The 25,987-nt window shown below is 68.5% G+C and carries 18 protein-coding genes and 1 CRISPR repeat array; of the genes, 5 read left to right on the forward strand and 13 right to left on the reverse strand.

Annotated elements, in window-relative coordinates; genetic code table 11:
- Window positions 1-83: 83 nt before the first annotated feature.
- On the reverse strand, window positions 84-2,564 hold the full coding sequence (locus ACZ49B_RS24475; protein WP_468309531.1) for a hypothetical protein: 2,481 nt from the start codon (window positions 2,562-2,564) through the stop codon (window positions 84-86).
- 1,019 nt (window positions 2,565-3,583) lie between these two features.
- On the opposite strand from ACZ49B_RS24475, the gene ACZ49B_RS24480 reads away from it, so the two are divergent.
- Window positions 3,584-3,739, forward strand: coding sequence for a hypothetical protein (locus ACZ49B_RS24480; RefSeq protein WP_468309534.1), 156 nt, complete (start codon window positions 3,584-3,586; stop codon window positions 3,737-3,739).
- Window positions 3,740-3,952: 213 nt separating this feature from the next.
- A CRISPR array of direct repeats spans window positions 3,953-5,384; the repeat unit is 29 nt; unit sequence GGGGTCATCCCCGCGGGTGCGGGGAGCAG.
- A 232-nt stretch (window positions 5,385-5,616) separates the two neighbouring features.
- On the opposite strand, the gene ACZ49B_RS24485 is transcribed toward ACZ49B_RS24480, so the two are convergent.
- Both ACZ49B_RS24485 and ACZ49B_RS24490 read right to left on the reverse strand, forming a co-directional pair.
- On the reverse strand, window positions 5,617-5,766 hold the full coding sequence (locus tag ACZ49B_RS24485; RefSeq protein WP_468309536.1) for a hypothetical protein: 150 nt from the start codon (window positions 5,764-5,766) through the stop codon (window positions 5,617-5,619).
- A 131-nt stretch (window positions 5,767-5,897) separates the two neighbouring features.
- The gene (locus ACZ49B_RS24490) at window positions 5,898-6,599 is read right to left on the reverse strand and encodes a DapH/DapD/GlmU-related protein (protein WP_468309540.1); all 702 of its coding nucleotides are present in this window, start codon (window positions 6,597-6,599) and stop codon (window positions 5,898-5,900) included.
- Between the two features lie 88 nt (window positions 6,600-6,687).
- Here ACZ49B_RS24490 and ACZ49B_RS24495 point away from each other — a divergent pair, with 88 nt between their 5' ends.
- Together ACZ49B_RS24495 and ACZ49B_RS24500 are read left to right on the forward strand one after the other, a co-directional pair.
- A complete protein-coding gene (locus ACZ49B_RS24495; RefSeq protein ID WP_468309543.1) occupies window positions 6,688-7,563 on the forward strand; it encodes a glycosyltransferase family 2 protein in 876 nt (291 codons plus the stop codon).
- Window positions 7,564-7,616: 53 nt separating this feature from the next.
- Window positions 7,617-7,943 carry a hypothetical protein gene (locus ACZ49B_RS24500; RefSeq protein WP_468309546.1) on the forward strand — a complete coding sequence of 109 codons (327 nt, stop codon included), beginning with the start codon at window positions 7,617-7,619 and terminating at the stop codon, window positions 7,941-7,943.
- A gap of 97 nt (window positions 7,944-8,040) precedes the next feature.
- Here ACZ49B_RS24500 and ACZ49B_RS24505 read toward each other — a convergent pair whose 3' ends face one another.
- The 3 genes from ACZ49B_RS24505 to ACZ49B_RS24515 form a co-directional block, all read right to left on the reverse strand.
- Window positions 8,041-9,957 (reverse strand): SMI1/KNR4 family protein, encoded by a 1,917-nt coding sequence (locus ACZ49B_RS24505; protein WP_468309549.1) that lies wholly within the window; start codon window positions 9,955-9,957, stop codon window positions 8,041-8,043.
- A 572-nt stretch (window positions 9,958-10,529) separates the two neighbouring features.
- A complete protein-coding gene (locus ACZ49B_RS24510; RefSeq protein WP_468309552.1) occupies window positions 10,530-11,435 on the reverse strand; it encodes an SAM-dependent methyltransferase in 906 nt (301 codons plus the stop codon).
- Window positions 11,432-12,334 carry a helix-turn-helix domain-containing protein gene (locus tag ACZ49B_RS24515; RefSeq protein ID WP_468309555.1) on the reverse strand — a complete coding sequence of 301 codons (903 nt, stop codon included), beginning with the start codon at window positions 12,332-12,334 and terminating at the stop codon, window positions 11,432-11,434. The genes ACZ49B_RS24510 and ACZ49B_RS24515 overlap by 4 nt, the downstream gene beginning before the upstream one ends.
- Before the next feature lie 396 nt (window positions 12,335-12,730).
- Here ACZ49B_RS24515 and ACZ49B_RS24520 point away from each other — a divergent pair, with 396 nt between their 5' ends.
- A complete protein-coding gene (locus ACZ49B_RS24520; protein WP_468309558.1) occupies window positions 12,731-13,033 on the forward strand; it encodes a hypothetical protein in 303 nt (100 codons plus the stop codon).
- A 231-nt stretch (window positions 13,034-13,264) separates the two neighbouring features.
- On the opposite strand, the gene ACZ49B_RS24525 is transcribed toward ACZ49B_RS24520, so the two are convergent.
- Window positions 13,265-14,584, reverse strand: coding sequence for a cytochrome P450 (locus ACZ49B_RS24525; protein ID WP_468309561.1), 1,320 nt, complete (start codon window positions 14,582-14,584; stop codon window positions 13,265-13,267).
- Between the two features lie 328 nt (window positions 14,585-14,912).
- On the opposite strand from ACZ49B_RS24525, the gene ACZ49B_RS24530 reads away from it, so the two are divergent.
- Window positions 14,913-16,280, forward strand: coding sequence for a cytochrome P450 (locus tag ACZ49B_RS24530; protein WP_468309564.1), 1,368 nt, complete (start codon window positions 14,913-14,915; stop codon window positions 16,278-16,280).
- Between the two features lie 54 nt (window positions 16,281-16,334).
- Here ACZ49B_RS24530 and ACZ49B_RS24535 read toward each other — a convergent pair whose 3' ends face one another.
- The 6 genes from ACZ49B_RS24535 to ACZ49B_RS24560 form a co-directional block, all read right to left on the reverse strand.
- Complete coding sequence (locus ACZ49B_RS24535; RefSeq protein ID WP_468309592.1) at window positions 16,335-17,423, reverse strand: selina-4(15),7(11)-diene synthase; 1,089 nt, start codon at window positions 17,421-17,423, stop codon at window positions 16,335-16,337.
- 181 nt (window positions 17,424-17,604) lie between these two features.
- Window positions 17,605-18,009, reverse strand: a complete 405-nt coding sequence (locus ACZ49B_RS24540) for a hypothetical protein (protein ID WP_468309567.1) — start codon at window positions 18,007-18,009, stop codon at window positions 17,605-17,607.
- A 131-nt stretch (window positions 18,010-18,140) separates the two neighbouring features.
- Window positions 18,141-18,818: a hypothetical protein gene (locus tag ACZ49B_RS24545; protein ID WP_468309569.1), complete on the reverse strand. Its 678-nt coding sequence runs from the start codon at window positions 18,816-18,818 to the stop codon at window positions 18,141-18,143.
- Window positions 18,819-18,834: 16 nt separating this feature from the next.
- A complete protein-coding gene (locus tag ACZ49B_RS24550) occupies window positions 18,835-20,505 on the reverse strand; it encodes a hypothetical protein (RefSeq protein WP_468309572.1) in 1,671 nt (556 codons plus the stop codon).
- A gap of 944 nt (window positions 20,506-21,449) precedes the next feature.
- Window positions 21,450-21,860 carry a hypothetical protein gene (locus tag ACZ49B_RS24555; protein WP_468309575.1) on the reverse strand — a complete coding sequence of 137 codons (411 nt, stop codon included), beginning with the start codon at window positions 21,858-21,860 and terminating at the stop codon, window positions 21,450-21,452.
- A partial coding sequence (locus ACZ49B_RS24560) for a DUF6531 domain-containing protein (RefSeq protein WP_468309578.1) occupies window positions 21,857-25,987 on the reverse strand: 4,131 nt, incomplete at its 5' end. The genes ACZ49B_RS24555 and ACZ49B_RS24560, both read right to left, overlap by 4 nt.

The raw sequence follows: 25,987 nt of genomic DNA on the forward strand, positions 1-25,987 counted from the left end.
GACCCGTGCCCATCCGCCCCGCCTACCCCACCCCTACATACCTCCGAACGCCAGGTGGCCGGGCCAACCCCTTCCCCGCGTCGTCAGGACGTGTGAATGGTGCAGTCACCCGCCCGCTGAAGGGGGATACTCCTGTCGCCCCTTGGCTGCAGAGGCAACGTCCAGGCCGCCCGGATACCGTCCAGCAGCGTCCGTGCGCTGTACGGGGAGATCCCCAGTTCCTGCCGGGCGTCGGCCAGCCGCTGAAGGTCGCCCTCGCGGCCGAACGCTGCAGCCAGAGCGGTGCGTCGGTCTAGACCGCTGCTGCTGAAGATGTCGAGCAAGGTCAGCGAGAAGTACGCGTAGGCAGAGGCCTCGTCGATGAGCTGGCGCGTGGTGTCGACGAGCTCAAAGCCGGTCGGCGCACCAGGGCGCTCAGCTGACCCGTAGAACGCGAACCGCTCAAGGCTCGGCTGCAAACTGAGCGCAGCGCACGGGCAGGGGAGCTGAAGGTCGCGGACGAGGGCACCGAACGATCCGAGGATGGGGCTCGTGTGCGGGGAGAACTGGTGCTTGCTCAGCAGGGTCCGAAAGCCGGCCAGTGTTTCGGAGAGCTCCTCCAGGATGAGGTGGCGGGAGATCTCGGTCAGCTCGTTGGACTGGGACTTGTCCTGCATCTCCATGATCTGCAGTCCGTAGCGCAGAAGGTCGCGCAGCCCGCCGCCCGACAATGCGTGGGCCAGCGTCGTGTACGGGCCGGTCAACGTCTCCGACCGGGCGGAGAGAATCTGCTGGGACTCGGTCAGGGTGCTGGGCTGCACGTGAAGGATGTCGTCCAGGGAGCTGTCAGTCACGTCACGGTGAGGCAGACCGCGGCGTACGAAGGTCGCGCCGACGTCCTCCGCGACCGAGATCAGGTAATAGACATCAGGCACGCCCAGGACTGCCTTGATCTCGCTGAGGAAGGCCAGTGCCTTCGTATCGGAGCCCAGCCGGTCCACCTCGTCGATGGCGATCACCACAACCTGGCCCTGGCTGGCTTTTTCTGCAGCGATCAGTCCCAGTAGCCGACGGAAATCGTCGACCAGTTCCGGAAAACTCAGAGGCACCGTGGACAGCGACGATGTGTGAGCGGTCCCCAGAGTCAGCAACTGGGCCGCGGCACTGGTGTTGAGGGCGCTGGAGGAGGACTGAACGGTCTGCAGCCGGTACAGGTAGTCCTGGCAGCGTGCAACGAGAACGGATTCAGCCGGGCGCGGCTTCCACAGCGCGATCTTGAACAGCAGAGCTGCGACCACCAAGCCGGCCAGCCGCAAAGGATTCTCGGAGTCCGCCAGCAGCGCCTGGACCTGGTCGTTGCGCAGGAGAAGAAGGACAACCACGCTACTGACGAGGTACGTGACAGGGCGGAAGATGCCTCGGGCCGAGATGTCCCAGGTGCCCAGAGTGAACTCCATCTCCGACTCCTGAGCAGCGCGACAGACCGTCAAAACCAGCAGGACGAAGCCAAGGCTGAGAATGGTCGGCAACTTGACCTGCTGAAGGACCTGAAGGATCTGCTCATCGGTGACCACGTCGCGGACACAGGCCGCGACCAGCAAGAAGCCCACCACACCGGTTAAGACCAGCGGAGCCTGGAGTAGTACATGCACCACCCCGGCCCGGCGCCGGGCCCGCCACCACAAGAGACCTGCGATAGCCACCAGCACACTCGTGGCGACTGAATGCCCCTGCCAGATCCGATCCCCGCTACGACTCACACGGTCGGCAACTACGCTCACCAGGTGCGCCCCCGCATCGGCATTCTGCGAGTACACCGAACGCACTGAAGCCGCTGAACCCGCCACCACCAGCGCGGCGGCTGGCAGGGCGAAAACACCCCACCGCCCCACACGCCGCCCACCAGCCTTGATCCGCCGTCCCAGCCGGTCGAGAGGCGAAAGCCGAGTGAACTCCGGAACTACCTTGCCACTGTCGCGGATATAGGTCTGGCACAAGCGCACCGTGAGCGACACCAGGAAGTCGTGAGGCGTGTACGACGCAGGCGCCTGAGCAAGCACTCCGAAATCCGCCTGCCGGACCGCCGCCTCCAACAGAGTCGTCTTTCCCGACCCCCGCGGACCACAGACGGCGATGGTCCCACCCTCGATCTGCTGCACCTTGCGCTTCAGCTGCAGCCACGCAGCGTTCTCCACCAGGTAATGCGCAGCACGAGGCGTTCGCAGACCATCCTCATGATCGTCACGGACAAGGAGGGAGTCAGGGTCCTCCCCCAGCATCTCCCGGACCACGGCATCAACCGAGGGCCCCGTTCCCTCCCTCTGCAGCGTCTCAGCCCATTCGATGGCGGCGACCCCCGCACTGATCCGACAAGCGACCCAGCTGAGTTTCCGAGTCCCGGCCCGCAAGCACTCCAGCAGGTTCACCAATGCGCTGCTGCCCCGGGAGTGCAACCAGGCGATCACCCCCGCCGCCAGCAGCAGCAAGATCGGCGAAATCCACGGCCCGCCAAACACCAGGAGAGCGACGAGGGCGCCGGCCAACAGCAGGCACACCGGCCGCCAGTCCCACTCCGCTTCGTCCACCGCACGCTCATGAGCACTCGCGGCCTCAGCTAACCGGGCACAGGCCCTCTCAAAGCGTGCCCGGGTGCGCAAGACATCAGCACACCGGCCAATGACCTGGCCGCGATATGGCTCGGCGCACATACGCGCCAGCACCGCAGAGCGGCTGACCCCTTCGCGCTTCCCCAGAAGCCGAGCAGACTTCGCCGCACTGAGAGAAGAACTCGCGCACCGCAAGTAGACAGATCCCGAGTCCGGCGCAGAGAAGAAATGCTCAGCCTTCGCGTACCAGACCTCCAGCTGCGTCTCCAACGGATCCGCCCTCCCCCGCAGTGACAGAACCAGCGGATGCTACGCCTCGCCCAGCCAGCCCAAGCCGACAAGGCTGGAAACAACCGACAGACGGCACATACCTGGCGAGAACACAGCGCCTTCTCGCCGGCCATCTGTGCCGGGGTCATTGTCGGCGGAGCTCCGACGGCCTCCGCGACGTTTTTCACGCGGATGAGCTCATCCTCGCCGTAGGACTGTCCGCCATAGGCCGTCGAGTGGCGGAGAGCCGCGCTCGAGTCGATGGGCTCAACGAGATCCAGCTGCAGCGTCGTGTGAATGCCCTCGCTCCGCGTCTCCCGAGCGCCGCTGTGGGGGCCAGGTGGACCTTGGCGCTCAGCCCCCCGCGGGGGAGCGTCCGAGAGCATGATCGGCGGGCTCACCCGATCGAGCTGCCCCTTGTACGTGCCCAGACCGCACACTGATGGGCCCGGACGACCGTGGAGTTTACTGAAACCGTCCGGTTGATCTCATCGTCAGCGTCTGATGCTGCCAGGACAGTGGCGAGGGCTATCTCCCCGGTTCCGTCGACGCCCTACCTGACAGCCGTTTGTGCGCGGTCTGGAATGGGCTGCCGTCGGGTGAGCACTTATCGGACGGACGCATCCGATCAACTGACCAATCGATCAAAGAGGCACACGGCGGTTCCTGGCTTGCCCACGCTCTACTGCGGGCAGGGATCTCTGCTCAGTCACGGCAGAGGGGGACACATGAGCTACTTGCGAGACCAGGCTGAAGAACTGGCCATCAAGGCCAAGTATTGGGATGGAGAGGACGAACAAACCAAGGCGGTCGGTGAGGGGCTCGCCGCCATCGCTTACGCCTTGCTCGACGTAGCCCAGGCTATCCGCGACAGTAGGGAGTAGGGGGTTGAGGAACATCCATGTCAGATCGTGCGCTATGCCGATGTCGGCCCTGGTCGGCGACTGACGGGGCGTCGGCCGCAGGACCGGTCTGAAGTCGTCCCACAGATAACACCCCAATATCTGCGGTAGCTTGATCCCTCACCTGCGTGAGCGACCCAGTACGAGACGCCGTTCGAGGCCGGAAGAAAAAGAACAAGCTCAGCGGGGAGTTCGGGGGTCACCCCCGCGGGTGCGGGGAGCAGGTCTGGAGCGTCAGCATGTTCGCGTAGCGCAGGGGGTCATCCCCGCGGGTGCGGGGAGCAGTCCCTCCCAGACCGATATCCGAGCGCTCCCCCAGGGTCATCCCCGCGGGTGCGGGGAGCAGACCCCGAGAATCTTCGAGGGGGTCGAGGCGTCGGGGTCATCCCCGCGGGTGCGGGGAGCAGACCGCCGCCGACCTCGCCGCCGGCCCGGTGGAGGGGTCATCCCCGCGGGTGCGGGGAGCGGCCGAGGACGACGATCTCGGCGATCCCACGGCAGGGGTCATCCCCGCGGGTGCGGGGAGCAGCCGAGGATGAGCTGAGAGGGGATCCGGGCCAGGGGGTCATCCCCGCGGGTGCGGGGAGCAGCTCGCCCAGGGCGCTCTCGCCCTGTTCCTCGCGGGGTCATCCCCGCGGGTGCGGGGAGCAGCGGACGGGGCGATGTCGGGGCCCGGCTGGTGAGGGGTCATCCCCGCGGGTGCGGGGAGCAGCGCGGAGCCGGCGGAGGTTGCTGCTGGCGCGGGGGGTCATCCCCGCGGGTGCGGGGAGCAGCCGGGACCTGAAAGAGCTGGCTGCGGCGAGGCGGGGTCATCCCCGCGGGTGCGGGGAGCAGACATTGGAGACATCACGCTTCAACCCAAGGGAGGGGTCATCCCCGCGGGTGCGGGGAGCAGCCCGTGTTCTGCGCCGTCAGGAAGACGCGGGAGGGGTCATCCCCGCGGGTGCGGGGAGCAGTGCCGAGGTCGACTCGGCGCCCGCCGAGGTTTGGGGTCATCCCCGCGGGTGCGGGGAGCAGCCGCAGCGTCGACAGGTTCAGGCCCGGGGGCAGGGGTCATCCCCGCGGGTGCGGGGAGCAGAGGATGTCCTGGTCGAACGAGGTGGCCGTGTAGGGGTCATCCCCGCGGGTGCGGGGAGCAGGACAGAACCGGGTGGGCGGCTCAGGTGGTCGGGGGGTCATCCCCGCGGGTGCGGGGAGCAGCTGGACGTGAACTACTCCTTCATCAACGGGGCGGGGTCATCCCCGCGGGTGCGGGGAGCAGAGCTGGATGAACTCGTCGATGTTGATGTACAGGGGGTCATCCCCGCGGGTGCGGGGAGCAGTCCTGCCGGGATTCGACTTCGGCGCGGATCGCGGGGTCATCCCCGCGGGTGCGGGGAGCAGTTCTGCTTGCCGACCTTCATCGTCACCACGATGGGGTCATCCCCGCGGGTGCGGGGAGCAGCCGTTACGTCATGGGCTAGCTCTTTGGCTTCAGGGGTCATCCCCGCGGGTGCGGGGAGCAGGGATCATCGGGGCCGGCGCGATCGGCCAAGCCGGGGTCATCCCCGCGGGTGCGGGGAGCAGCGGTTACATGCGGACCGTGTGCAGCGGGTCTGGGGGTCATCCCCGCGGGTGCGGGGAGCAGACTTTCTGACCTGGGACTCTATGTGAGCGACAGGCCGTTCTCGAGCACTTTCATCGAATCCGGCAAACGACGCACAACTCCCATCACGCACAAAGCCCCACGGTCCTGGGTGCCCCGGGCCCTGCGTGAGTCGCCGGTACGTGGGCGGGTTTGTCGTTAGCCACCTGGTGGCCCCTGAACCCCCTCCCCGTGCGAGCACACAGCAGCCCGTCGGGCTCCGCCGCGTACCTATCTACCGCATCATGGCCGAAACCCCGCCCAGCAGCTCGGGTAGCGGGAACGCGTAGTGGCCGAGCATGTTGACGTGGCGCCGCACGAACGGTGACGGCCGGGCCATGTCCGCGTCGCAGACGTCGAAGCCGTCCGCACGCAGCCGGTGCATCCCGAGAGCGGCGCCCGTGCGTGCCGGGCCGGAGCACCCGCTAAATGGACGCCGCCGTCGCCCGGCTCCGCGCCGAGGACAGGGCAGCCCCGACAGAACATGACCGGGGGCCTCCAGCGATCAGCTTCCGATCAGCGTGCAAAGGTGCGCCGGCGACGGCGGACGCTGGCTTCCGTGGCGTGCGGGGCTGTGACGGTGCAGTCTTTCGGCACGGTGCGGATCGCCAGGGTCACGCCGCTGGTGATCTGGCAGCGGCGACCGATGGCGACGCCGGGCCCGATGCTGATGCTGTTCCCGGTCTGGGTGTCGTCGCCGATGACGGCCCCGAACTGGGTCGTGCCGCAACGGTAGAGGCCGGTCATGGTGCGGATGATCACTTCTCGGTCAGGCCTGCGCATGTCGGCGGTCATGTTGATCGCGGCCACGGTGACGCCGGCGGACAGGTGGGCTCGAGCCCCGAGGATCGTCCGGTTGACACCGATCCGGTGCCCGAGGACGGCGCCTTCCCCGACGAACACGGCAGTGACTTCGCAGTTGAAGCCGACCTGAGCGCCGGCGCACAGGACGCTGCCCTTTCTCACGGTCGTGAATTCGTGAACCTTGACGTCGGGGCCGATGATCACGTCGTCACCGATGATCGCCGTGGGGTGGATGAACGCGGAGGGGTGGATGCGCCGGTCCTCCCCCAGCGTGACCAGGGCTTCGCGCTGGAGGCCTTTCCACTGGGCCAGGAACTCGGCCAGCTCGAATTTCTCCAGGCCGCCGTATGCGGTCGTGGCAATGAGCCCCTCAGCGGGGGCGGTGACGTACTCGCCGAGGTTGATCCGTTCCATTGCGATGGCCTCTCGTACGGTCCGGGGCCGGGGTTCGGCAGGGGTACGCTCGCCGTTCACCCGGCCCCGGAAGGAAGTGGTGGTGGTCGTGACCCGGCCTCGTGTGGGAGTCGCCGTGCTGACCATGGGCGACCGGATGCCCGAGCTGCTGGCGCTGCTGGCCTCGGTGGCCAAGCAAGACGAACCAGCCGTCCGCATCGTCGTCGTCGGCAACGGCACGGCTCTGAAAGGCCTACCCGAGGGCGTGACCGAGGTGGAGCTGGACGAGAACCTGGGGGTGTCCGGCGGCCGGAACGCCGCCTGGCGCCACCTGCGGGACTTCGGAGACGTCGATGTCCTGGTGGACCTGGACGACGACGGCCTGTTGACCGACGCGGACGTCTTCCGACGGATCTGCGACCTGTACGCGGCGGAGCGCCGGCTGGGCATCGTCTCGTTCCGGATCGCGGACGAGACCGGCGCCACGCAGCGGCGGCACGTGCCCCGGCTGCGGGCGGGGGACCCGATGCGGCGGGGCCTGGTGACGACGTTTCTGGGCGGCGGGCATGCCCTGTCGATGCCGATGCTGGAGGAGACCGGGGGCTGGCCGGACGCCTTCTTCTTCACCCACGAGGAGACCGACCTCGCCTGGCGGGCGATCGACCGCGGCTGGGACATCCTCTACGAGCCGGAGCTGGTGCTCCAGCACCCGAAGACGTCCCCGGCCCGGCACGCGGTGTACTACCGGATGACGGCCCGCAACCGGGTCTGGCTGGCCAAGCAGCATCTGCCCGCCCCGCTGGTGCCGGTCTACCTCGGGGTCTGGGTGGCGCTGACCGTGGCCCGCACCAGGTCCGTGGCCGGGCTGAAAGCCTGGTTCGCAGGGTTCGCCGAGGGCATCCGGAAATCCGGCGGCCCCCGGCGCCCGATGCGCTGGCGGACGGTCTGGCGACTGACCACGCTGGGCCGGCCCCCGGTCGTCTAGGCACGCTGTTTCAGTTTGCCGATGCAGCCTTCGACGGTGTTGCGTCGGCGGTATTGCACACGGTCGAAGGCCGGCTCCGAGGAGGCACCGGCCCCGGAGCTGCCGGCACCCTCGACATGCCGGTCAAGGTCGCCGACTTCCTCCGCGCCCTCTCGATGCTGGAGCCCGCCGAGCGGGCCGCGCTCGACCACGGCGTGACCGCACGGCGTGGCCAGGGCTACACCCTGCGCGTGAGCGCCATCCCCTCCGTGCACCGCGGACTCCTCGCCCACTGCCAGCCCCTCGACGGCACCCAGGGTGCCCCGATCGTCCCGGCACAGCGCAAGACCCGACGCGAGTACGAGAACCGAGTCAACGCTTTCACAGAGGACACTCCGTAGCCAGTCGCCCGACCCCCCAAGATCATCCCGTGGCGGGTTTCTGGGGCCAGTTTCATGCCCCTACGGAGGGCGGTGTGCGCAGCAGTGGGCCAGCGGGTTAGCCGATGCTGATCGTCGTGTACGTCTCTCCGGGGCCGGGTGGGCGGCTCCAGGAGAGCGACTCGAAGGTCTGCAGCCGGCCCTCGGTGAGGGCGAGGCGGGGCACGGTGACACCGTGCAGCCGGGCGATGGCGTCCAGGGCGCGGGCTGCCACCGCGGCCTGGCCGTCCGCGTCGGGGGCGTCGAACCCGAGGGTGGGTGGGGCCAGTTCGGCGGGAACGGCGCCGGCGGTGGCTTCGAGCGCTCCGCCCCGCATGGTGAACGCGTAGGTCGGCGTGCCGCCCTCGGCGGCCGACACGTGGAAGACCGGGGTGCCCCGGCGCCACTCGTGCCAGATCACGATCGCCCGGCCGCCGCCGGCCGAAGCGTCCGGCGCGGGGGAGACGAAGCGCGCGGTGTCGAACCCGGCGGAAGGGTCCTGTTCGAAGGCGAAACTCCAGCCCGGCCCGGCCTGTCCGACGCTGAGCAGTGCCTTGTCGTCGTAGCTGGAGAAGACCCGCTGGCCGGGTCGGTGGTGTCGGGTGACATCCCACTGCCGGAGGGGTGGAGAGAGGACCGTGCCGGGCGATGAGCCGAGCAGCGCGGGCAGTTCGTCTGGGGCTACGCCTTCGACGAGGATCATCCGGTAGTCGCTGACCGATGTCTGCCCGGGGCGCAGTCCGCCGGGCTGGACGAGCCAGGACAGGCCGTCGGGGTTCCGGTCGCCGGCGGGGGCCGGGGCTGGGCCGCTCTCGCCGCCGCGCGGGGTCCGCAGGAGTTCGAGGCGCCGTTCGGCGGTCAGCACCGGGGCGAGCAGAGGGTCGGCGAGCAGGCCCACCGGTGCGATATGGCCCGGGCCGAGGGACTCCCACGACGGGATCGCGGCACGCAGAACCTGCCAGGCGGCATCGGTGTCGCCCCAGCGGGCCTGCTCGCGGGCCTCGTGGACGGCCGCGCCGAACGCTCCGCCGGGCCGGTAGCGGTACGTCCCCTCGCGTACGGCGCGCAGGATGTCGGCTGCGGTCCGCGCGGTGTCGGGGAAGATCTTGGGGTCGGAGTAGTGCCAGTCCTCCGCGGGCCGGCCGCTGGTGAGCAGATCAGCGGCCGTCAGGGGGAGCTGTTCGATGAGGAAGCGGGGGTTGCCGGGGTGCGGCGGCTGTACCCCGCGCCCACGCGAGCCCTCCAGCTGCGCTATCTGTTCAAGGAGTTCGTGCGCGTACGGCCGGCCGTACTTCTGGGCTTCCGCCAGCAGCGTGGCCGCCTCTTCGTGGCGACCGCGCAGTGCCGCGGTCCGGGCCCGGGCCACGGCGGCGTCCTGGGCCCGGGTCGTGCCGTTGACGAACGCGGGGCCGTCCTCCCCGTTCCGGCCGGGCGCGTGCACGTGGAACTCCTGGTGCATGGCAATCATGAACGCCGCGAACGACGGATACCGCTCGGGGTCCGCGGCCCGCCAGGAAGCCCACACCCGCACCGCCCATTCGCCGTCCGGCCCCACGTCCTCCGGGTCGAGCAGCACGAAGGTGATGTCCGACTCGACGTCCAGTTGCAGCGCCCGGGACCACAGGCCCACCTGCGCCCGCACTTCCTCGGGGTTGTCCTCCTCGCCCCAGTACTCGTCGAAATCCTCGCCGAGGCCCATCGCATCGTCGTGCCAGTGCGCCTCGCGGGTGCCGGCCAGTTTCCAGACAAAGGCGCCGGCGTGCCGCCAGCCGTCGCTGACCCGCAGGAACTCCCGGTAGGAGGGCGGCATCGCCCGGCCGAGCCGGCCCTCCATCGCGACGATGTCCGCCTCAGCGGCCGGATCGGCGCCGAGCCATCTGCCCCGCCGTGCCGCGGCGTCGTCGGGGCTCAGCTCATCGACGTGCCCGTGCGCGTCCGCCCACTCCTCGCTCCACTGGGCCAGGAAGTTCCGCCAGTCGACATGTTTGATCTCCATGGCGGTGATCCTCGCAGCGGGCACCGACAACGGGGTGCCGCGACGTCACCCGCCACCGTAGGACTCCACATAGCCGTTGATCAGCACGAGCAGAGCCCGGCCCAGGGCAAGTCCCGACGCGAGTACGAGAACCGAGTCAACGCCTTCGCGGGGAACACCCAGTAGCCAGTCGCCCGGCCACGTCGCGATGTTCGCCGCGACGTGTAGGCGGATACGGGCGTCCCCCACCCTCGCCAGCGCGCATGCCGTGCCGTCCGTCCTCGCTTCGACACTGCTCGGTATCGAGCGCGCGTGCCGGGCCCCGCCGGCCAGACGGGACTTTGACGACACCTCCTAGTAGGCTCAGGACCTGCCGAGTCCGGGAGAATTGATCGCGCATAGCTTGGGCATGGCTATCCTTGGGCACGGCGTGGTTGCGCACGCCTGCTAGAGCACCCCAGTGAGTCGGTTTGGGTTCCACGGCTGGTGGTGCGATGACTCGGGCGAGTCACGGTGGCCGTTCCTCTCTGCAAAGAGGGACGGCCACTTTTCCGTGGGAGCCTGGTGGTACAGCCCCGACACGGATGTTCCGGCTACGGCTTACGGGCTACGGCTGCGTACTTCGAGTCCTCCTCGTCTGTGAGGGTCGAGGTATCGACGACGGCGATGTTGCTGACGCCGACCTGGGGAACAACGATGTCGGACCGCCAGCCGCGGGAGGTGTCAAGCCCGGGTTCGATGAGCTCGAGACCGGTGAAGAAGCGCAGGATCTCGGCTCGGCCGCGGAGCCGGAGAGGGCCACTGCCGTCCTCGGAGTTATAGGCGATGACGACCTCGCTCAAGTCCTTGAAGTCCGCCGTCGGGTGGATGACGCTCATCAAGCTCCCTGGTGCCACGGCTTCGACGTACGCCGCCACCGCATCATGCGGCCGTCGGGCGTCGTCGATGAAACACAGCACGTTGTTGAAGCAGAGGCCAACTGGCTGCGTGAGGTCCAGGGTGTTGCGGACTTCGGGCGAGTCCAGCACCGAGGACGGGTCGCACAGATCGGCTTGGAGGAAGACGGAACGGCCTTCGGCGGACTCGGGCGCGGACATGAACGCCTCGGAGCGTCGGGCCACGATCGGGTCGCTGTCGACCGACACCACCCGGGCCTCCGGAGCGATGCTCCGGACGATCTGATCCAGGTCGGGTTCGATGGACGAGCCGCACCCGAGGTCCAGGAACTGGGTGATGCCCTCACGGGCCATGAACGTCGCAATGCGTTCCACGCAGTGCCGGGCTGCCCAGGCCGTGGCCCTGCTGTTCGGGTGGACCTTCCCAATGGCGGCGGCTACCGCGGCATCGACCTCATAATGATCTTTTCCACCGAGGAGAGCGTTGTACACCCTTCCGGGGTGCGGCTGGCTGGCATCGATGTGCCCTGGCGTGAACGCCTTGTACTTCCCGCCCATGTACTCCCCCTCGATTGTGGCCCGGGCAGTTGCGGTGCCGGTCACTGGGCCCATGCTTCCTTGGCGATCTCCCCCAAGATCACCGGCGTGTCGCGGATCGGCGCGGCGTATACCGCGCACATCGTGTCGAAACCCTGCAGGTGGCGATTGGTCTTCTGGTGCAGGTACTCGCCGCCGTCGAAGCTGCTCCGGTAGACGATGTCGGGTAGCTCAGGCTCGGCGAATCGGAAGAGGTGGAACGGCCCCGACTCGGTGCCCGGGTAGGCGCCGAGGTGCTGGGGCACGATCTGGATCTTGATTTCCGGCTGCTTCGCCATGGCCAGGAGATGCTCGATCTGCCGGTGCATCACCTGCGGACCGCCCACGCTGCGCCGCAGGGCGCTCTCGTCGAGCACCACCCACACAATGGGGCGCGTCGTCCCTGGGGGCCGCGGTGTGTCATGGCTCGTGCCGAGGATTCGGCGCTGCCGCTCCTGCAGCAGGTCCATGTGACGGCCGAGAAGGTCTGTCCCGATTCCAGGGTGACAGGCGTTCAGGGCGGCGCGAGCGTAGTCCTCGGTGCGCAGCAGTGCAGGCACCATGTACGGCTCGAAGGCGCGGATGACGATGGCCGCGCTCTCCAGGCTCAGGAACCGGTGCAGGTTCTTGGGCAGGACTTCGACGGGATAGGACGCCCACCAGGACGGCTGCTTGGCCTGGTCCACCTCTGCGAGGAAGCCGGCGATCTCCTCCGCCGTGGCTCCGTACAGGTCGAGCAGCTTTTCGATCGTCGTTCGTGGAGGGTTGGACTCGCCGATCTCCCAACGGCGCACTGTGTGTTGCGTGACGCCGACGGCCTGGGCCGCATCTGCGCGGCTGATCTGCGGGGCAGCCTGCACGCGCCAGTCCGTGAGGCGCTGCGCCAGAACTGACTGAAGTGTCGTGGTCGCTTTGGGAGCAGCCAACTTTCCCCCTTTCCGAAGTGAGCAGAGTGTGACACAACCGATGTGCACATTCCAAGCTGCAATTTACACATCGGTAGTTGCAGCTTGCCATGTACATCATGGATAGTGGGGTGGGCAACGATCACGGGAACCAGGGCCCGCCCAAACAGCCCGCAGAGCCTGGCTCTTGGTTGCACTGCACCCCTTTGCCAAGGAGCGCCCACACGCATGTCCATGCCACCGCAAGGGCTGTCGCCTCCTGGGCCGTACCCACAGCACGGACCGCCGGGGCAGCGCGGTGTTCCGCAGGGCTGGTACACGTGACCGGCATCGCAGAAGACCAAGAGCGGGGTAAGGGCCTGGCCATCGCGGCCATGGCCATCCACGGGCGCAACCATCGCGTTCTATACGATCTTCGTGATCCCGAGGCTGACCGACTACGTGGGCAAGAACGCCGATTCCTCGGAGAAGCGGGAGGCGTACCCCTACCCCCAGCTCACCTCCTGGGCCTTCGGCGACCGCGAGGCCTGGCCGACAGCAGCGGAGCGAGGGCCGGCTCACTCCGCTCCACCGGGGCTTGAGCCGCGGGTCGGCCGACGTGGCCATGCAATCTGGCGGCGGGCGGCGCCGGCCGTCCACGGCTGCGCCATGTCCAACACCGGGCATGAGCTCGGTCCGCACCACGCCGCGGAGCGGTCGCGCTCCGCGGGAGCGGCGTAGCGCGCCTGGCCGGCGTCCGAGACTGGTACCGCTCCTGCCCGGAGGGTGCGCGGGCGCGGGAACGGTTCGGTCGGGGACGAGCCGTTGGACTACCGGCCCGGTCCTCGGCCTGCGGACAATTGACCCGGCGGATGCACGGGCGGGACGACGGCCTGCTGGACGCGGCCCGGCATCATCCGGACCTCCGTCCACCCGGGCGTCGGGTCGCGCCCTCGTGCCGGAACCGGTCGGTCAGCGGCGCCAGAACTGCCAGGACCACCGCTGCGCCGTCGCGGCGGCGGGAGCGGTGTCGGGCTGAACCGGCTCTCGGGGGCCCTGCGGAGCGGCTGCCGGACTAGCCGCCTGTCGGCGGGGCTTGAATTCGACGGGCAAGCCGGTCAGTCGGCGGGACATCCACGTGCCCACTACCTGAAGCTGGTCATCAGCGATGGACAGGGCCGCATCCGGGATGCGCTCCAGCAGCAGGTCGATGCCGGTCTCGGCGATGGCCCGGCCGAGGTCCTGGCCGGGACACTCGTGGGCTCCTGAGCCGAAGGACAGGTGTGAGCGGTTGCCGTGCACAGGCTTGGCGGAGTCGGGGCGGATCACCGGATCGACGTTCCCGGCGGCCAGGCCGAGCATCACCATGTCCCCGGCAGCGATCTGAGTGCCGCCGACCTCTATGTCGCATAGCGCCCAGCGGGTCGGAACGACGGCGAGCGGGGGGTGGTCCCACAGGACCTGCTCCAGCGCGTCCGGCAGCGTCATCTGGCCGCCTGAGAGGTTGCCGCGGAAGCGGGAGTCGGTCAGGATCATCCGCAGTGTGTTCGCGATCAGGTTGGCCGTGGGCTCCAGCGCACCGACCAGGATCAGCCGCAGATGCTGGCGGACCTCCTCATCTGTCAGACCGCGTGGATGGGCCAGGAGCCTGCTGGCCAGGTCGTCGCCGGGTTGCTGTTTCCGGCTCTCGACCAAGTCGTGCACGGTCTCGACCACCAGCTGGTTGCCGGCCAGAGCGGCTTCACCACCACTGATCATGTCGGAGACGGCCGCTCCCACCGACAGGGCAGCGGACTCGGGTATGCCCAGCTGGTGGGCGACTACGAACGCGGGCAGCTTCCGCGCGAAGTCGGTGACGAGGTCGGCCTTGCCTTCCCCGGCGAAACCGTCGATGAGGCGTGCCGCGTACCGGGTGATGTATCGGCGCAGGCGATGCCGGTTCACCCCGGCCAGGCTCTCCGTCACCGCCTCTCGCAGACGGGCGTGCTCCGTCCCGTCGGTGAGCGCCACCAGCGGTTGCCACGCCGTGATGGGCAGCAGGGGCGAATCAGGGGCGAGAGTCCCGTTCCGGATGGCGTGCCAGTTACGGGAGTCGGAGGAGAAGTTCTTCGAACGCATCACATCAAGGTTCTCCCGGTGCCCCAGTACCAGCCAGGCGGGCACGTCTCCGTACAGACGTACAGGAGCCACCTCGCCGTGTTCGGCTCGGAGCTGTTCGTACAGGGCGTACGGCTGCGCTTCCGCCTCGGCGCCGTAGAGCGGGCGCACGCTGTCGGATGCCGCGGCGTGCATGGGACAGCCACGGGTGGCAGCGGCCGAGGGCGTGGTCGTATCGGGGAATTGCGTGGTCACGTGGCCTCCGGGCAACGGCGGGGCTCTGGAGAGCTGGGGGCGAGCCCGCACTGAGAGTGACGGGGAGTCAGCGACGTGCAGCTTACCGTCGGGTCGTACGCCACCGGAGCGCAGGTCTCCGCCTCAACTGCGACCGGCCAGTTGCCCACTTGGCTGAGAAAGATCTTGTGTCGAAGGCCCTGGTGCTGATTCGCGGGGCCGCTGGGCTCGCGCGCATACGGCAGGGGGATCCTGGTCCGCGCACCCCCAGCAGGAAGGACCACTTGGCATGTCGTCAGTATCTGAAGAGCAGGCCGTCACATCCGTCACATCCGTCCCGAGGGCACCAGGAGCCGTTCCCCTCCTCGGTCATGCTCTGGCTCTGTGGAGAGACCCGCTCGGCTTCCTCTCCTCGCTGCGAGACCACGGAGAGCTCGTACGGGTCAACCTGGGAACCATGCCGATGTACGTGGTGACCACACCCGAGCTGGTGCACGAGGTCACCGTCCGGCAGGTGAACAGCTTTGAGAAGGGCCGCTTCTTCGACCGGCTGAGGCCGCTGGCCGGCAACGGCCTCGCCAACTCGGACGGCGAGTTCCACCGCAGACACCGCCGCATGATCCAGCCGATGTTCACCCGTGACCGCATCGCCGGGTACTCCGAGATCATGAGCAGCAGCGCCCGGTCACTCGCCAATTCCTGGAAGCCCGGAGATGTCGTCGACATGGAGCCGGCCATGGCGGGCTACGCCGTCGAGACCCTGTCCCGGACCCTCTTCTCCTCCGAGATAGGCCTGCCGGCCGTCGCTGCGGTCCGGGAGCACCTGCCCGTGCTGTTGACGAACCTCCTGGTCCGCGCCGCCTCCCCGAAGTTCCTCGATCGGCTCCCCATACGTGCCAACAGGGAATTCGACCGTGCGGCCGCCGAACTCCGATCGGTCATCGACGAGGTCGTGACCCGCTCACGTGCGGCAGGGCCTACGGGCCGTGACGACCTGCTGTCGCTGTTGCTGACGGCCCAGGACCCCGACAGCGGTACGAGGCTGTCGGACCAGGAGGCGCGGGACGAGCTGTCCACGATCCTCTTCGCGGGTGCGGAGACCACCGCCGCCACCCTCGCCTGGACGTTCCACGAGCTCGCCTCCCGACCCGACGTGGAAGAGGCAGTCGTTGCCGAGATCCGCGAGGTCGTCGGTGACGGCCCCGTCACCGCACTGCACGTGCCCCAGCTGAAGGCCCTGCGCCGCGTCATCGACGAGGTGATCCGGCTGCACGGCGTCACGCTCCTGATGAGGCGCACGACCGAGCCGGTGACCCTCGCAGGGGTCGCCCTGCCGCGCGGTACCGAGGTGGCCTTCAGCTTGTACGCGCTGCACCGCGATCCCGGTTTGTATGAGAACCCCGACCGGTTCGACCCTGCCCGCTGGCTTCCCGAACGGCAGGCCGGCGGGCCAGGCCGCCGCGCCTACATCCCGTTCGGCGCAGGCAACCGCAAATGCATAGGCGACCTGTTCGTATGGACAGAGGCCACGATCGCCCTCGCGACGATCCTGGACCGCTGGAAGCTGGTCCCGGTCGCCGGGCACACACCGCGGGAGGTCGCCTCGGCCGTGGCACACGCGGACTCCATTCCCATGACTGTGGTCGCCCGGACGTGACGTCCTGGCAAGCGTCTCCCATCGGGCTTCCAGCCAGCGGACTCGGCCGTCCGGTCAGCCCCGCAGGCCGGACAGGCCGAGGGGCTGAGCCGCTCGCAGGGGACGGCCCTGCGGCACCACGTCCCACCACCACGACACCGCGTCGATCCCCAAGCGCTCGGGGCTGTCATCCGTCGGTCTCTGGGCGAAGGCCGTGGGCAGACCGGCAGGGTCGTCGGGGGTGGTGTACCGGACCGATGTGACACCCCAGTCCAGAGACCCACGGACGAAGCTTCGCAGGCCGGCCGTGTACTGCCGCATCTGCGGACTGCCCACCGCGGAGAGATGGTCGGTGAGGTGCATGAAGGCGCCCAGTACACGGTCGCGCTGGGTGATGGCCCGAGCCATCGCCTCCTGCGGACCGAGCCCGTCCTCCTCCAAGACCCGGAGGACGTTGAGGTGGTAGCCGTCCGCTGCCCGTTCCTTGTGGTCGGAGAGAATGTCGTTGTCCCACGTGATCACGAACGACGCCATCTCCTCGGCTGCCCGGACGGACTTGTCGTCGCGCTCGTGGGGCGGCAGCTCGTATCCGTGCCCCATCTCCAGCAGCGGGAAGATGACCGTCGTCGCACCGTCGTACAGCCTCATCAGGGTGTAGTCCGACAGGGCCGGGACCGTGTTCGAGCGGCGATGGGACGCCTCCCATACAACGGACAGGGCGTATTCGCGCAAATTGGCGACCCAGCGGGCCGCCTGACTGTCCGTCCCGTACATGTCCACGCGAGTCCGCAGGTCGCGCAGCCCGCTTGCCAGCGGGTCGTCGAGCAGCAAGGGCGCCTCGGGATTCTGCGCCACCCGCAGCAGGCGGTGCATCGTTCCTGCAAGGTCTCCTGGACGCTGGCCGAGAGAGCCTTCCTCGCAGTAGCCGTCGTCGACGCCGAACAGCCACATCACGAAATCCGCCAGGACCCTGACCACTTCCTGTCGCCCATGCGGCAGTATTCGGGCTGCGAAAATGCCGATCTCGTGCCGCACCAGTCGGCGGCGCAGGTCGACGGACCCTATCTGAAAGCTTTCCGCCCATGCGGCGGTCTGTGCGTTGACCTCTGCGTGGCAGGGGTGGATGGCAGGTGGTATGGGGGAGAACAAAGGCGGGACGGCAATCACGAGTGGGGGCTCCTCTGTCGCGGGTGACGAGGGCCTGCGCCGCCTGGCACACGCTTCACACCCGTTTCTGCACCTCGACTCGCGATCATGCGGCATGCCCATGGCTCGATCCAGTGGGGCGATCCGATCAAATGCACCAAGCGGGCTCATGCTGCCACTCGAATGCGCCGCCCCCGGGTCAAAACGACGGGGGGGTAGGCCCGCTTTGCGCCTCTGGCGCGTGATTGACCGCTATGGCCAGCATGATCGTACACAGCGCACTGAAGCCGCCGTACGACCGCGCTGTGGACACGGCGCGCCTGCGGTCCGACGGCTCGTCCCGCCAGACGGCATTCAGGAAATCCTCGGTGAGGGCGTAGAGCATTTCCACGTCCTCATCACCGGCGAGTTGCCCATGAATGCGTGCCTCCAACTCCCTCCGGTCCTCGGGTGTCAGGGCGGTGCCTATGGTCACCTTCGCGTACGCGTTGCGGGCGGATGGAGCTGCGTGCTCGACGATGTCCTGCGCCAATAGGAAAGCCATGTATTCTTCGCCGGCTTCGCCCCAATTGCGGGCAACCTCGCGCATCAGCATGTCCACCATGCGGTACTCCTGCAGAGCTGCACAGCCGATGATGTCGTCGACGATCGACCGCAGTCTCAATTGGTCAGCGGAGCTCAGGGTCACAGTGGGCGCGGCCTCTCTCGTTACTGGTTGAAGTGCGGGCCCCTAGTTCAACGAAGCCGACGTGCCCCCAGCAGCGCGTCCCGACCGAGTTCGACGTCATACATGTGATCGCGGCCAAGCAACTCAGACAAGCCGTCGGGGCCAACGCACTGTCTGACGGAGTCAACCGTGGCCCCGAGATCGTCAAGTAGCTCGTTGACGACAGCTGCGGTCTGCCTGGGCGATCCTCCCCAGCGGTGCCACGCCAGCTGTTCGAAAGAGCTGCACGGGGCGGGGTAGACACGGCCACGGCTGGTCGTAATCCACGCGGTGTGGTAGAGGGTCACGGACGCAAGTTCTTCCCCGTCGGCAGGGAGCGACAAGGGGGCGTAGAACCGCCAAGTGGGATTGCCATCTGCACCGTCCGGGCTGCTGAGGGCCGGCATATCGGTCAGCGGGTCGATGAAACAGGTGTCGACCGGTGAGCCGTCCATCACGAGAAGGGCGTGGAGCAGCGTCGGCTCGGATTTCGCGAGACGACGGGTCCACTTCTCGATCACGGTGCCAGGGCGGTCCGGAACCTCCGTGAAGGCGCCGAGCGGGGGATGGTTCAACCCATGGCCAACGGCGTTTTCCAGGGCCGTGATTGCGTCACGGCGCTCCTTGACGGGGTCCGAGACCACCCCGTGGTCTGGCGCGAACGGCAGGCTGTGCATGTTCTTGAGCACGCGGAAGTTGTCATCCATTCGTTGCCCTTCGTCGCTACACAAGGTCCAGTCTTTCATGCAGGGCTGCCGAGGGACCGGGTGGCACCTTCCACGGCTCTCCAGGGTGGGATGTGAAGCACGCATCGGGGAGTGCAGGGGTTGGATAGGGCCTGCTGTGGCTGGTGGTTCGGTCGGTCTGCTGCGCGCATGCTGCCAGTTCTGGGTGGCTCGCGACCAGCTGCTGATGCATGCGCCGAGCGTTCTCGGCCGCTCTCCGGGCCTGCTGCGGGGCATGGGCCGCTTCCCGCCCGGCGTGCTCGGCGTACGCGTCGGCCAGCATTGCCTCCCAACGGGCTGCCGTCCTGAGCCGCTCGGCCTGGGCGGCGTACTCCGCCTCCATCTCGGCCCGCAGGCCGGCCACGGCCCGCTCGATCACCTCGGCCTCGGCCCGGTCATGGCACTTCCAGCAGAGGCCGTCCTCGGGCCTGGTGCCCTTCCCGGTCGCCTCACACAGCCGGCCCCTGTCGTCGGTGCCCTCGCATTCCCACCACACCGCGGCTGCCGTAGCTACCTGGGGGCCGGGGACGAGCCCCCGCCGTCGGGAAGCCCGGCGCTGAGCCCTGCGTTCTTCGCACTTGGGGCAGACGTCCTGAGGGCCCAGGTGGACCCGGGCACCGTCCTCGCACATGGGGTCCGGGCAGTCCGTGGACGGGCGGACCAGGCCGACCGCTACGCCGACGGCGGAGGCGATCCCTTTACCTCCGTGGGCCGCGTCCACGGCGTAGCCGTGGTCCCACCACCGACGCCGCACCCGGTCCGCCAGCTGGCCGGCGGTCCGGCCGCCATTCAAGGCGGCCAGAATGGCGTCCCGGAGCACGGCCGGGCGGTACTGCGGCAGTAGCGCGGCCAGGGCCTCGGGCCAGGCAGCCTCAACCTCGGCCACTGCGGCGGACTGCTCGGCCGACATACGGGTGCGGCCGGTCTTCGCGCCCGTCGCCGATCGAGCCCCCGAGTTCGGCGCGCCGGCGCCGCAGGACGAGGCGGAGCCGCCCGCGCTCGTCCGCGCGCTACTACCCGCACCAGCCCTACGGGCGTCACCAGCGGCTCGCGCCGCAGGCGCTCGGTCGTCTTCTGTTGTCTTCTGGCTGACAGTCTTCTTAATGACTCCCGCGTTCCCCGGCACCCGGGGTTTCCGGGAGTCGGGGACGGCCTGGTCAATTGAATCGTTCTCGCAGGTCAGCCCCGACTCCCGGGAATCTGGGAGTCGGGGAACGGTGATGTTGAGCTTGCCCGCAGGCTTTTCCGCCGCGAGCTTTGCCCGGCGTTTGGCGGCTGAGGCCAGGGCCCTGGAAGTCGGCTCGATCAGCTGCACCTGCCGGACACCGGGCTCACGTTCGACAGAGTCCAGCAGCGCGGACACCTCCGCGTCCGTGGCGGGGGTGTCGTACACCACCACTTCGGTGGACCACGCGTTGCCCTTCCAGGCCATGATGCGGATCTTGACGACGTACCGGGCAACCTGGAGCAGTCCCATCGCGCCCGCGAGCCCGTCACGGCCGTAGCCGTACTTCCGGGCGATCGTAGCCAGCTGGATGTCCCACCCGTCCTGGTGCCGGATCAGGACCGCCAGCAGCCCCAGGGCCTCGAGGTCCAGGGCCACCGCGTTGTCGATGGTGTCGTTGGGGACTGCCGCAAACCGTGCCGGCCGTCCGCTGCGCTTCTTCACCAGCTCACCCCCGCTCGGTTGGCTGTGCCGTCGAGGGCGCAGAGAGCGGGCACGGCGAGGTGCAGGGATGTGCTGAAGTCCGGGCGCTGCACGATGGCATTCCCCCTTAGGGCGAACGCGTGGGGATGCACCATGCGCGGGGTACGGCGCAGCGTGGCCGCTCCGGAATGCGGATGTCGGCCTCGCGTCGTACCCGTGGCAGAGCCGACGCGGTTGCGCGCGCCGGCTGGAGCATCCTCAGCGAGTGGGTTTGGGTTTATCGCTGGCGGAGCAATGACTCGGGCGAGAGTCGGCAGCCGTTTCTTCTGCAAAAGGAGAGCGGCCGCAGATATGGCAGATACGTCAGAGGAGAGGCTGGTGTTGCGGGCCGGCCTCTCGGGCGGTCGGGAGACCACCGCCCCAGTCAGGGGGCCTTGGACGATGCGGCACTCGTGCTGCACCCCGTACGCTGATCACGAGCGCACCTCTCCGTCGTTGGTTCAGGTGTGCGTCCGTCTTCCGGGCGGCCACCCGGAAGACGGACCGACAGGTCCGCTCTGGGCCTGTTTGGTTTTCGGGGGAAGGCTGGCCCCTCCCTCTATCCGATCACAGGCACCGTATCGCCTGCTCCACAGGGTCGGCCAGGCCATCCCCCGTTACCTGGGGTCTTGGTGAGGGTGAGTCAGCCGTGGTGCAGGCGGCCTGGCCTGGCTTGAGGGAGGGTGGGGGAAAGGCCGAATGAGCCACATCGGCCGGAAGCCGGATCACAGCCTCCGCATCCCGATTCTCTGCTCTGCTTGATCTCGTCGCGGATGATCACAGGGCAGCCGAATCGAATGATGCGGGGCGGCGGACCGGTACGGGCGCGGTCTGGGCCACGCCCAGCTTCCTGCCGAGCTGCAAGCCAACGAAGCCCGGCTGACGGGTCAGTCGTAGTACCGGAACAGCCGAGACCTTCTTCGGGATCAGCGCCAGATGTTGGTGTCGACGATCTCGCCGGTCTCCAGGTCGATGCGGCCCTGGAAGTCACCCGCGTTCCGCGTGACCATGATCATGAGCGGTCGGCCATCCTGCGGCACAGCGAGGTAGAAGCCGTGCACGTCGCTCGGCGTGTACACCAGGCCACGCGGCGGGTGCAGCCTGAACCGCTCCGATCCGTCGGCCCGGTAGACCACCGCATTGTCCGACGGGGTGAACGGTGCAGTGTTGATGGCTTCCACCACCACGACCAACGTCTCGTCGTACTCCCGCCACGCCATGACGTCCTGCGGCGGACGCTCGTACGACTTCTCGGCGCTCCCCGCCGGGCCACTCCACCGGATCGTGGTGTCGCCCGGGGCCCAGGTGACCACGACGCCGGGATCTGCTTCTGTCATTTGGGGATCTCCGTGGGTGGACCGACTGGGATCAGTCGGGATCGGTCAGCGAATTCCATGATCTCAATCTGGGTCCCGCCGCCGGGTAGCCGGCCCAGCTTCGGGTCCATCTGGGGCCCGATGATGCTCTCCTGGACGAGGATCGGGTCACCGTCGGAGATGCGGTACCGCTGCAGGAGCGAGACGTCCGGCTTCCAGTCGGTGCGGACGGCCATTTGATCGCGAACGTACTGCTGGTTGGGTACGTCGTCGAAGGTGCCGAATCCGCCCGGGCCACGCTGACCGGGTGCGACCACCATGTTGAACTCCTCCCCTGGCTTTGCGAAGCGCGCGACGATCGTCGACCCCTCCAGGTGCGGGACGGTATCCCCGCGCTGGGACGGCCCCAGCGCCTTCCGCTCCTCGCTCTTCTTGGGGCAGGGACTGAGGCCCAGCGGGTCCGCCCACACGAGCGGGTTCGTGACGTACGCGACCGGGTTCGGGGCCGGGGCGAGGCCCAGCGGGTCGCCCGTCAGGTAGCGGGCCGTCTCCGGGTCGTAGGTGCGGAAGTAGTTGTGGTGGAGGCCGGTCTCCGGGTCGTGGTACTGGCCCGGGAAGCGCAGCGGGGTGTAAGCGGAGGCGTCCCTGTTCCAGCTGGTCGTGCCCCATACCGTCGAGCGCGTGCGCCAGGCGATCTCTCCCTGCTCGTCGATCAGCTCGGTCGGCGTGCCGACCAAGTCGGTGACGATGGCGAAGAACCGGCTGTCGATCTCCTCCTGAGTCGCCTGCACCCCCGGGGAGGCCTGGCGTATGGACTCCACCTGCGTGAGCGGGTGCAGGCCGGAGTGCGTCCAGCTGAGCGTGACCTCGTGCGCGTTGCCCGCCGAGCGGGTCGTCTGCTCGATGAGGGTCGGGCCGTCCCACGTGAAGACGGTCTCCTCCACGACCTCGTCCGGCTGCGCCGACGCCTCAGGTGAAGCATCGCGCGACGCGAGCCGCTGCTTCGCGGCACGGCGGCCCATCGCGTCGTAGCGGTAGCGCCAACGCGTCCCGTCCGGGGTGGTCACCTCCGTGAGCCGGTCGTCGGCGTCCCACGTGTAGTGCCAGGTGTCCGGCTTGCGGGAGAGCCGAGTCTTCTGCCGCAGGATCACTCGGCCCTGCGCATCGTGCTCGTAGCGGACCCGGCCCGCGCGGTTGATCCGCGTCCCGTTATACGCGCGTTCGCCGGTGGCCTCCGTGCCCAGCTGCTCCGGCCACGCGGCAGAGGTCTGGTTGCCCGCCTCGTCGTAGGCGTAGCGCTCCGACCAGGAGGCGGCGTCCACGGCGGTGACACGGGAGGCCGCATCCAGGGTGAAGGTCCGCGGTCCGGTCGCCTCGTCGTCGATCGCCAGCAGGTTGCCGTCGGCCCGGTAGCTGTAGCCGCGGCGCAGCAGGGTTCGCTGCTCCGAGCCGGTGATGTGCCGGGTGGTGAGTCGGCCCATCGCGTCGAAAGTCTGGTGCAGCGCCGCGCTGTCACCGATGCGCCGCGTCAGTTCACGGCCGGCCGCGTCCCGCTCGAAGGTCAGCGTCCGGCCCGAGGCCGTGATGTCGGTGCAGCGGCCGCCTTCGTCGTACGTCCGGCGGTTCTCCGCGCCGGTGGGGGTGGTCATGCCCACCGGCCGGCTCAGCTCGTCGTACGTGTAGCGGACCGTGCGGCCGTCCACATGCTCCTCGACCAGACGTCCGTGCCGGTCGCGGATGCGGACCAGCCTGGTGCCGTCGGAGGAGACCGCCGCCGCCGGCAGGTCGAAGACGTCGAACTCGAAGGTCGCCGTACCGGTCGGGGTGGTCTTGCGTACGATCCGGCCGAGCACGTCCCGCTCGTACGCGATCTCCTCGCCCAGCCCGTTCACGCGGGAGCGCAGACGCCCGGTCGGGTCGTAGGAGTAGGTCAGCGTCAGGCCGTCGAAGTCGGTCTCCGAGATCAGCCGCCCCGCAGCGTCGTACTCGTACTCCCAGGTCAGCCCCTGAGGGTTGCGTACGCCCGTGAGTCGCAACAACGCGTCGTAGGTGTATTCGTACCGTACGCCGTCGGGCCCGGTCCGGGCGGCGAGGAGGTCGAAGTGGGTGTACTCGAAGCGGGTCACCCCGCCCGCCGGGTCGGTGAAGGACGTGCAGTTGCCCTCGCCGTCGTACGTCCACGCCGACTCGGCGCCGTCCGGATCCATCCGGTGGGCAGGATGCCCCTCCGGGGTCCACTCCATGACCGTCACCCCGCCGAGCGGGTCGGTCACGCGCACCGTGCGCCCGAACGCATCGCGTTCGATGCGGGTCGTGGCGCCGAGGGGGTCCATGATGGAGACCGGGAGACCGGCCTCGTCGTTGGCAATGCGCGTAACGGCGCCCAGTGGGTTGGTCTCCGCGACGACGTGTCCGCGTTCGTCGTACGTGAAAGTGGTGACCGCTCCGGTGGAGGTGGTGAGCGAGATGCGGTTGCCGCGCTCGTCGTAGGTCTGGCGCAGGACGGTGCCGTCCGCATTCGCCACCCGTACCGGCAGGCCCAGTTCGTCGTATTCGGCGCCGATGGTACGGCCGTCGGGTCGTATCGCCCGGGTGATACGACCGGCTTCGTCATACTCCTGGAGGCTCGTCGCGCCCAGCGGGTCGGTACGGCTGATCACTCGGCCGTACCTGTCGTACTGGTAGCGGGTGACCGCGCCCAGCGGGTCGATCTCGGCGACGACACGGCAGTGGCCGTCGATCACGTACCGACGGGTGTGCCCGTCGGCAGTGGTGACCGCGGTGACGCGGTGGCCGGTCTCCGGATCGCGGGTGTCGTAGGTGAGGGTGAGCGCGAGGTGTCCCTCGGTGCCGCCTTCGGCGACACAGCGGTCCTGCTCGTCGTACGTGTAGTCGTACCGGCTCCCGTTGGTGTCGGTCCAGGAAGTGATGCGTCCGCGGTCGTCGTAGGCCAGCCGCAGCGGCAAGCCGGAGGAGTTGACGACCTCCGTCAGGTTCCCGTCGCTGTAACCGTACGAGAGCACGCGCGGTCCGCCGGTCAGGTGGAGGGCGGTAATGCGGCCCTCGGCCGTCTCGAAGCGCAGGTGGTAGCCGCCGGAGTGCGCGATACCCAGCGGCGTGCCCGCTGCGTCGTACTCGAAGGTGACGAAGTTGCCGTTGCGGTCCTCCAGCTGGGCGATCGGGGCGATGCCGTCCTCGGCGCCGTCCGCCGGCGGACTGAAGCGGCGTACCCGGCCGGAAGCCGGGTCGGTGAGTGTCCAGTCCCCGTCAGGGGTGCGCTCCAGTGGATGGCGCGGGCCTGTTTCGGGCAGTACTGGCACGCCAGGTGCCGGGTGCGGGTAAGCGACGATCAGGCCGTCCTCACCGACGAGGACGACGCCTTCGGCGTCGATCTCCAAGTGCTGATCGATCGTGGATGCCCAGGAGGGGCCGAACCAGCGGCCGACTGTGTAGCCGGACTCCGCACGGCGCGTGAAGGCGAGCGGCAGCGCGCCCGGCAGCACGATGTCGGTCTGCGGCAGGAACATTCGGCCTGTGGCGAGGTCGACGGGGTCGGTGTGACCCGTGGACGTCTCGCTGTCCGGCGTCTTGTGCAGCTCCGGGCCGTCCTTGTCCAGGCTCGTGCGTCCCGGTCCCTTGAGGTCGTCGAGATGCTTGGCGGTGGAGCTGAGCTTCTTGAAGGCGCCGGCGCCCTTGGAGCCGACAGCTTCGGGGACGAGCTTGCCGAAGCCTTCGAAGGGGTCCTTCGAGAACTCATCGAGCATCTGCTTGCCCGCACCCATGGGATCGTTGGCCATGGTGACCAGGCCCGCAGCCGTCGAGTTCAGGTTGGTCACGTACTCGGCGGGATGCGTGATGTTGTAAGGGTCCAGCGGGTTGAGCGCCCGGGCGAAATTGGCGAGGCCGGCAGTGCCCTTGACCACACCACCCAGGAAGTGGTCGCCCGCCAGTACGAAGTACTCCTCACCATCACCGAGCTGCTCGGCGTACGAGGGCTTCTTTGGGGCCTTGTCGCGGGCCGCGCGGACCGCCGTACGGGTCGTCTCGGCGACTTCGTTGCGCTGCTTGCGGGCGCTGTCGAGCTTGTCCTGGGCCGCGGCGATCAGGGGATCGCCCGGGTCCTTGAAGTCCTTGGCGTCGACCGGCTT

It is taken from the genome of Streptomyces sp. NPDC031132 (assembly GCF_055570595.1).

Excerpts from the sequence above, each read along its gene's own strand:
- ACZ49B_RS24555 (WP_468309575.1), bottom strand. The coding sequence starts at position 21,860 with ATGACAGAAGCAGATCCCGGCGTCGTGGTCACCTGGGCCCCGGGCGAC.
- ACZ49B_RS24480 (WP_468309534.1), top strand. The coding sequence starts at position 3,584 with ATGAGCTACTTGCGAGACCAGGCTGAAGAACTGGCCATCAAGGCCAAG.
- ACZ49B_RS24540 (WP_468309567.1), bottom strand. The coding sequence starts at position 18,009 with ATGGTGGACATGCTGATGCGCGAGGTTGCCCGCAATTGGGGCGAAGCC.
- ACZ49B_RS24485 (WP_468309536.1), bottom strand. The coding sequence starts at position 5,766 with ATGCACCGGCTGCGTGCGGACGGCTTCGACGTCTGCGACGCGGACATG.
- ACZ49B_RS24505 (WP_468309549.1), bottom strand. The coding sequence starts at position 9,957 with ATGGAGATCAAACATGTCGACTGGCGGAACTTCCTGGCCCAGTGGAGC.
- ACZ49B_RS24490 (WP_468309540.1), bottom strand. The coding sequence starts at position 6,599 with ATGGAACGGATCAACCTCGGCGAGTACGTCACCGCCCCCGCTGAGGGG.
- ACZ49B_RS24530 (WP_468309564.1), top strand. The coding sequence starts at position 14,913 with ATGTCGTCAGTATCTGAAGAGCAGGCCGTCACATCCGTCACATCCGTC.
- ACZ49B_RS24525 (WP_468309561.1), bottom strand. The coding sequence starts at position 14,584 with ATGCACGCCGCGGCATCCGACAGCGTGCGCCCGCTCTACGGCGCCGAG.
- ACZ49B_RS24545 (WP_468309569.1), bottom strand. The coding sequence starts at position 18,818 with ATGGATGACAACTTCCGCGTGCTCAAGAACATGCACAGCCTGCCGTTC.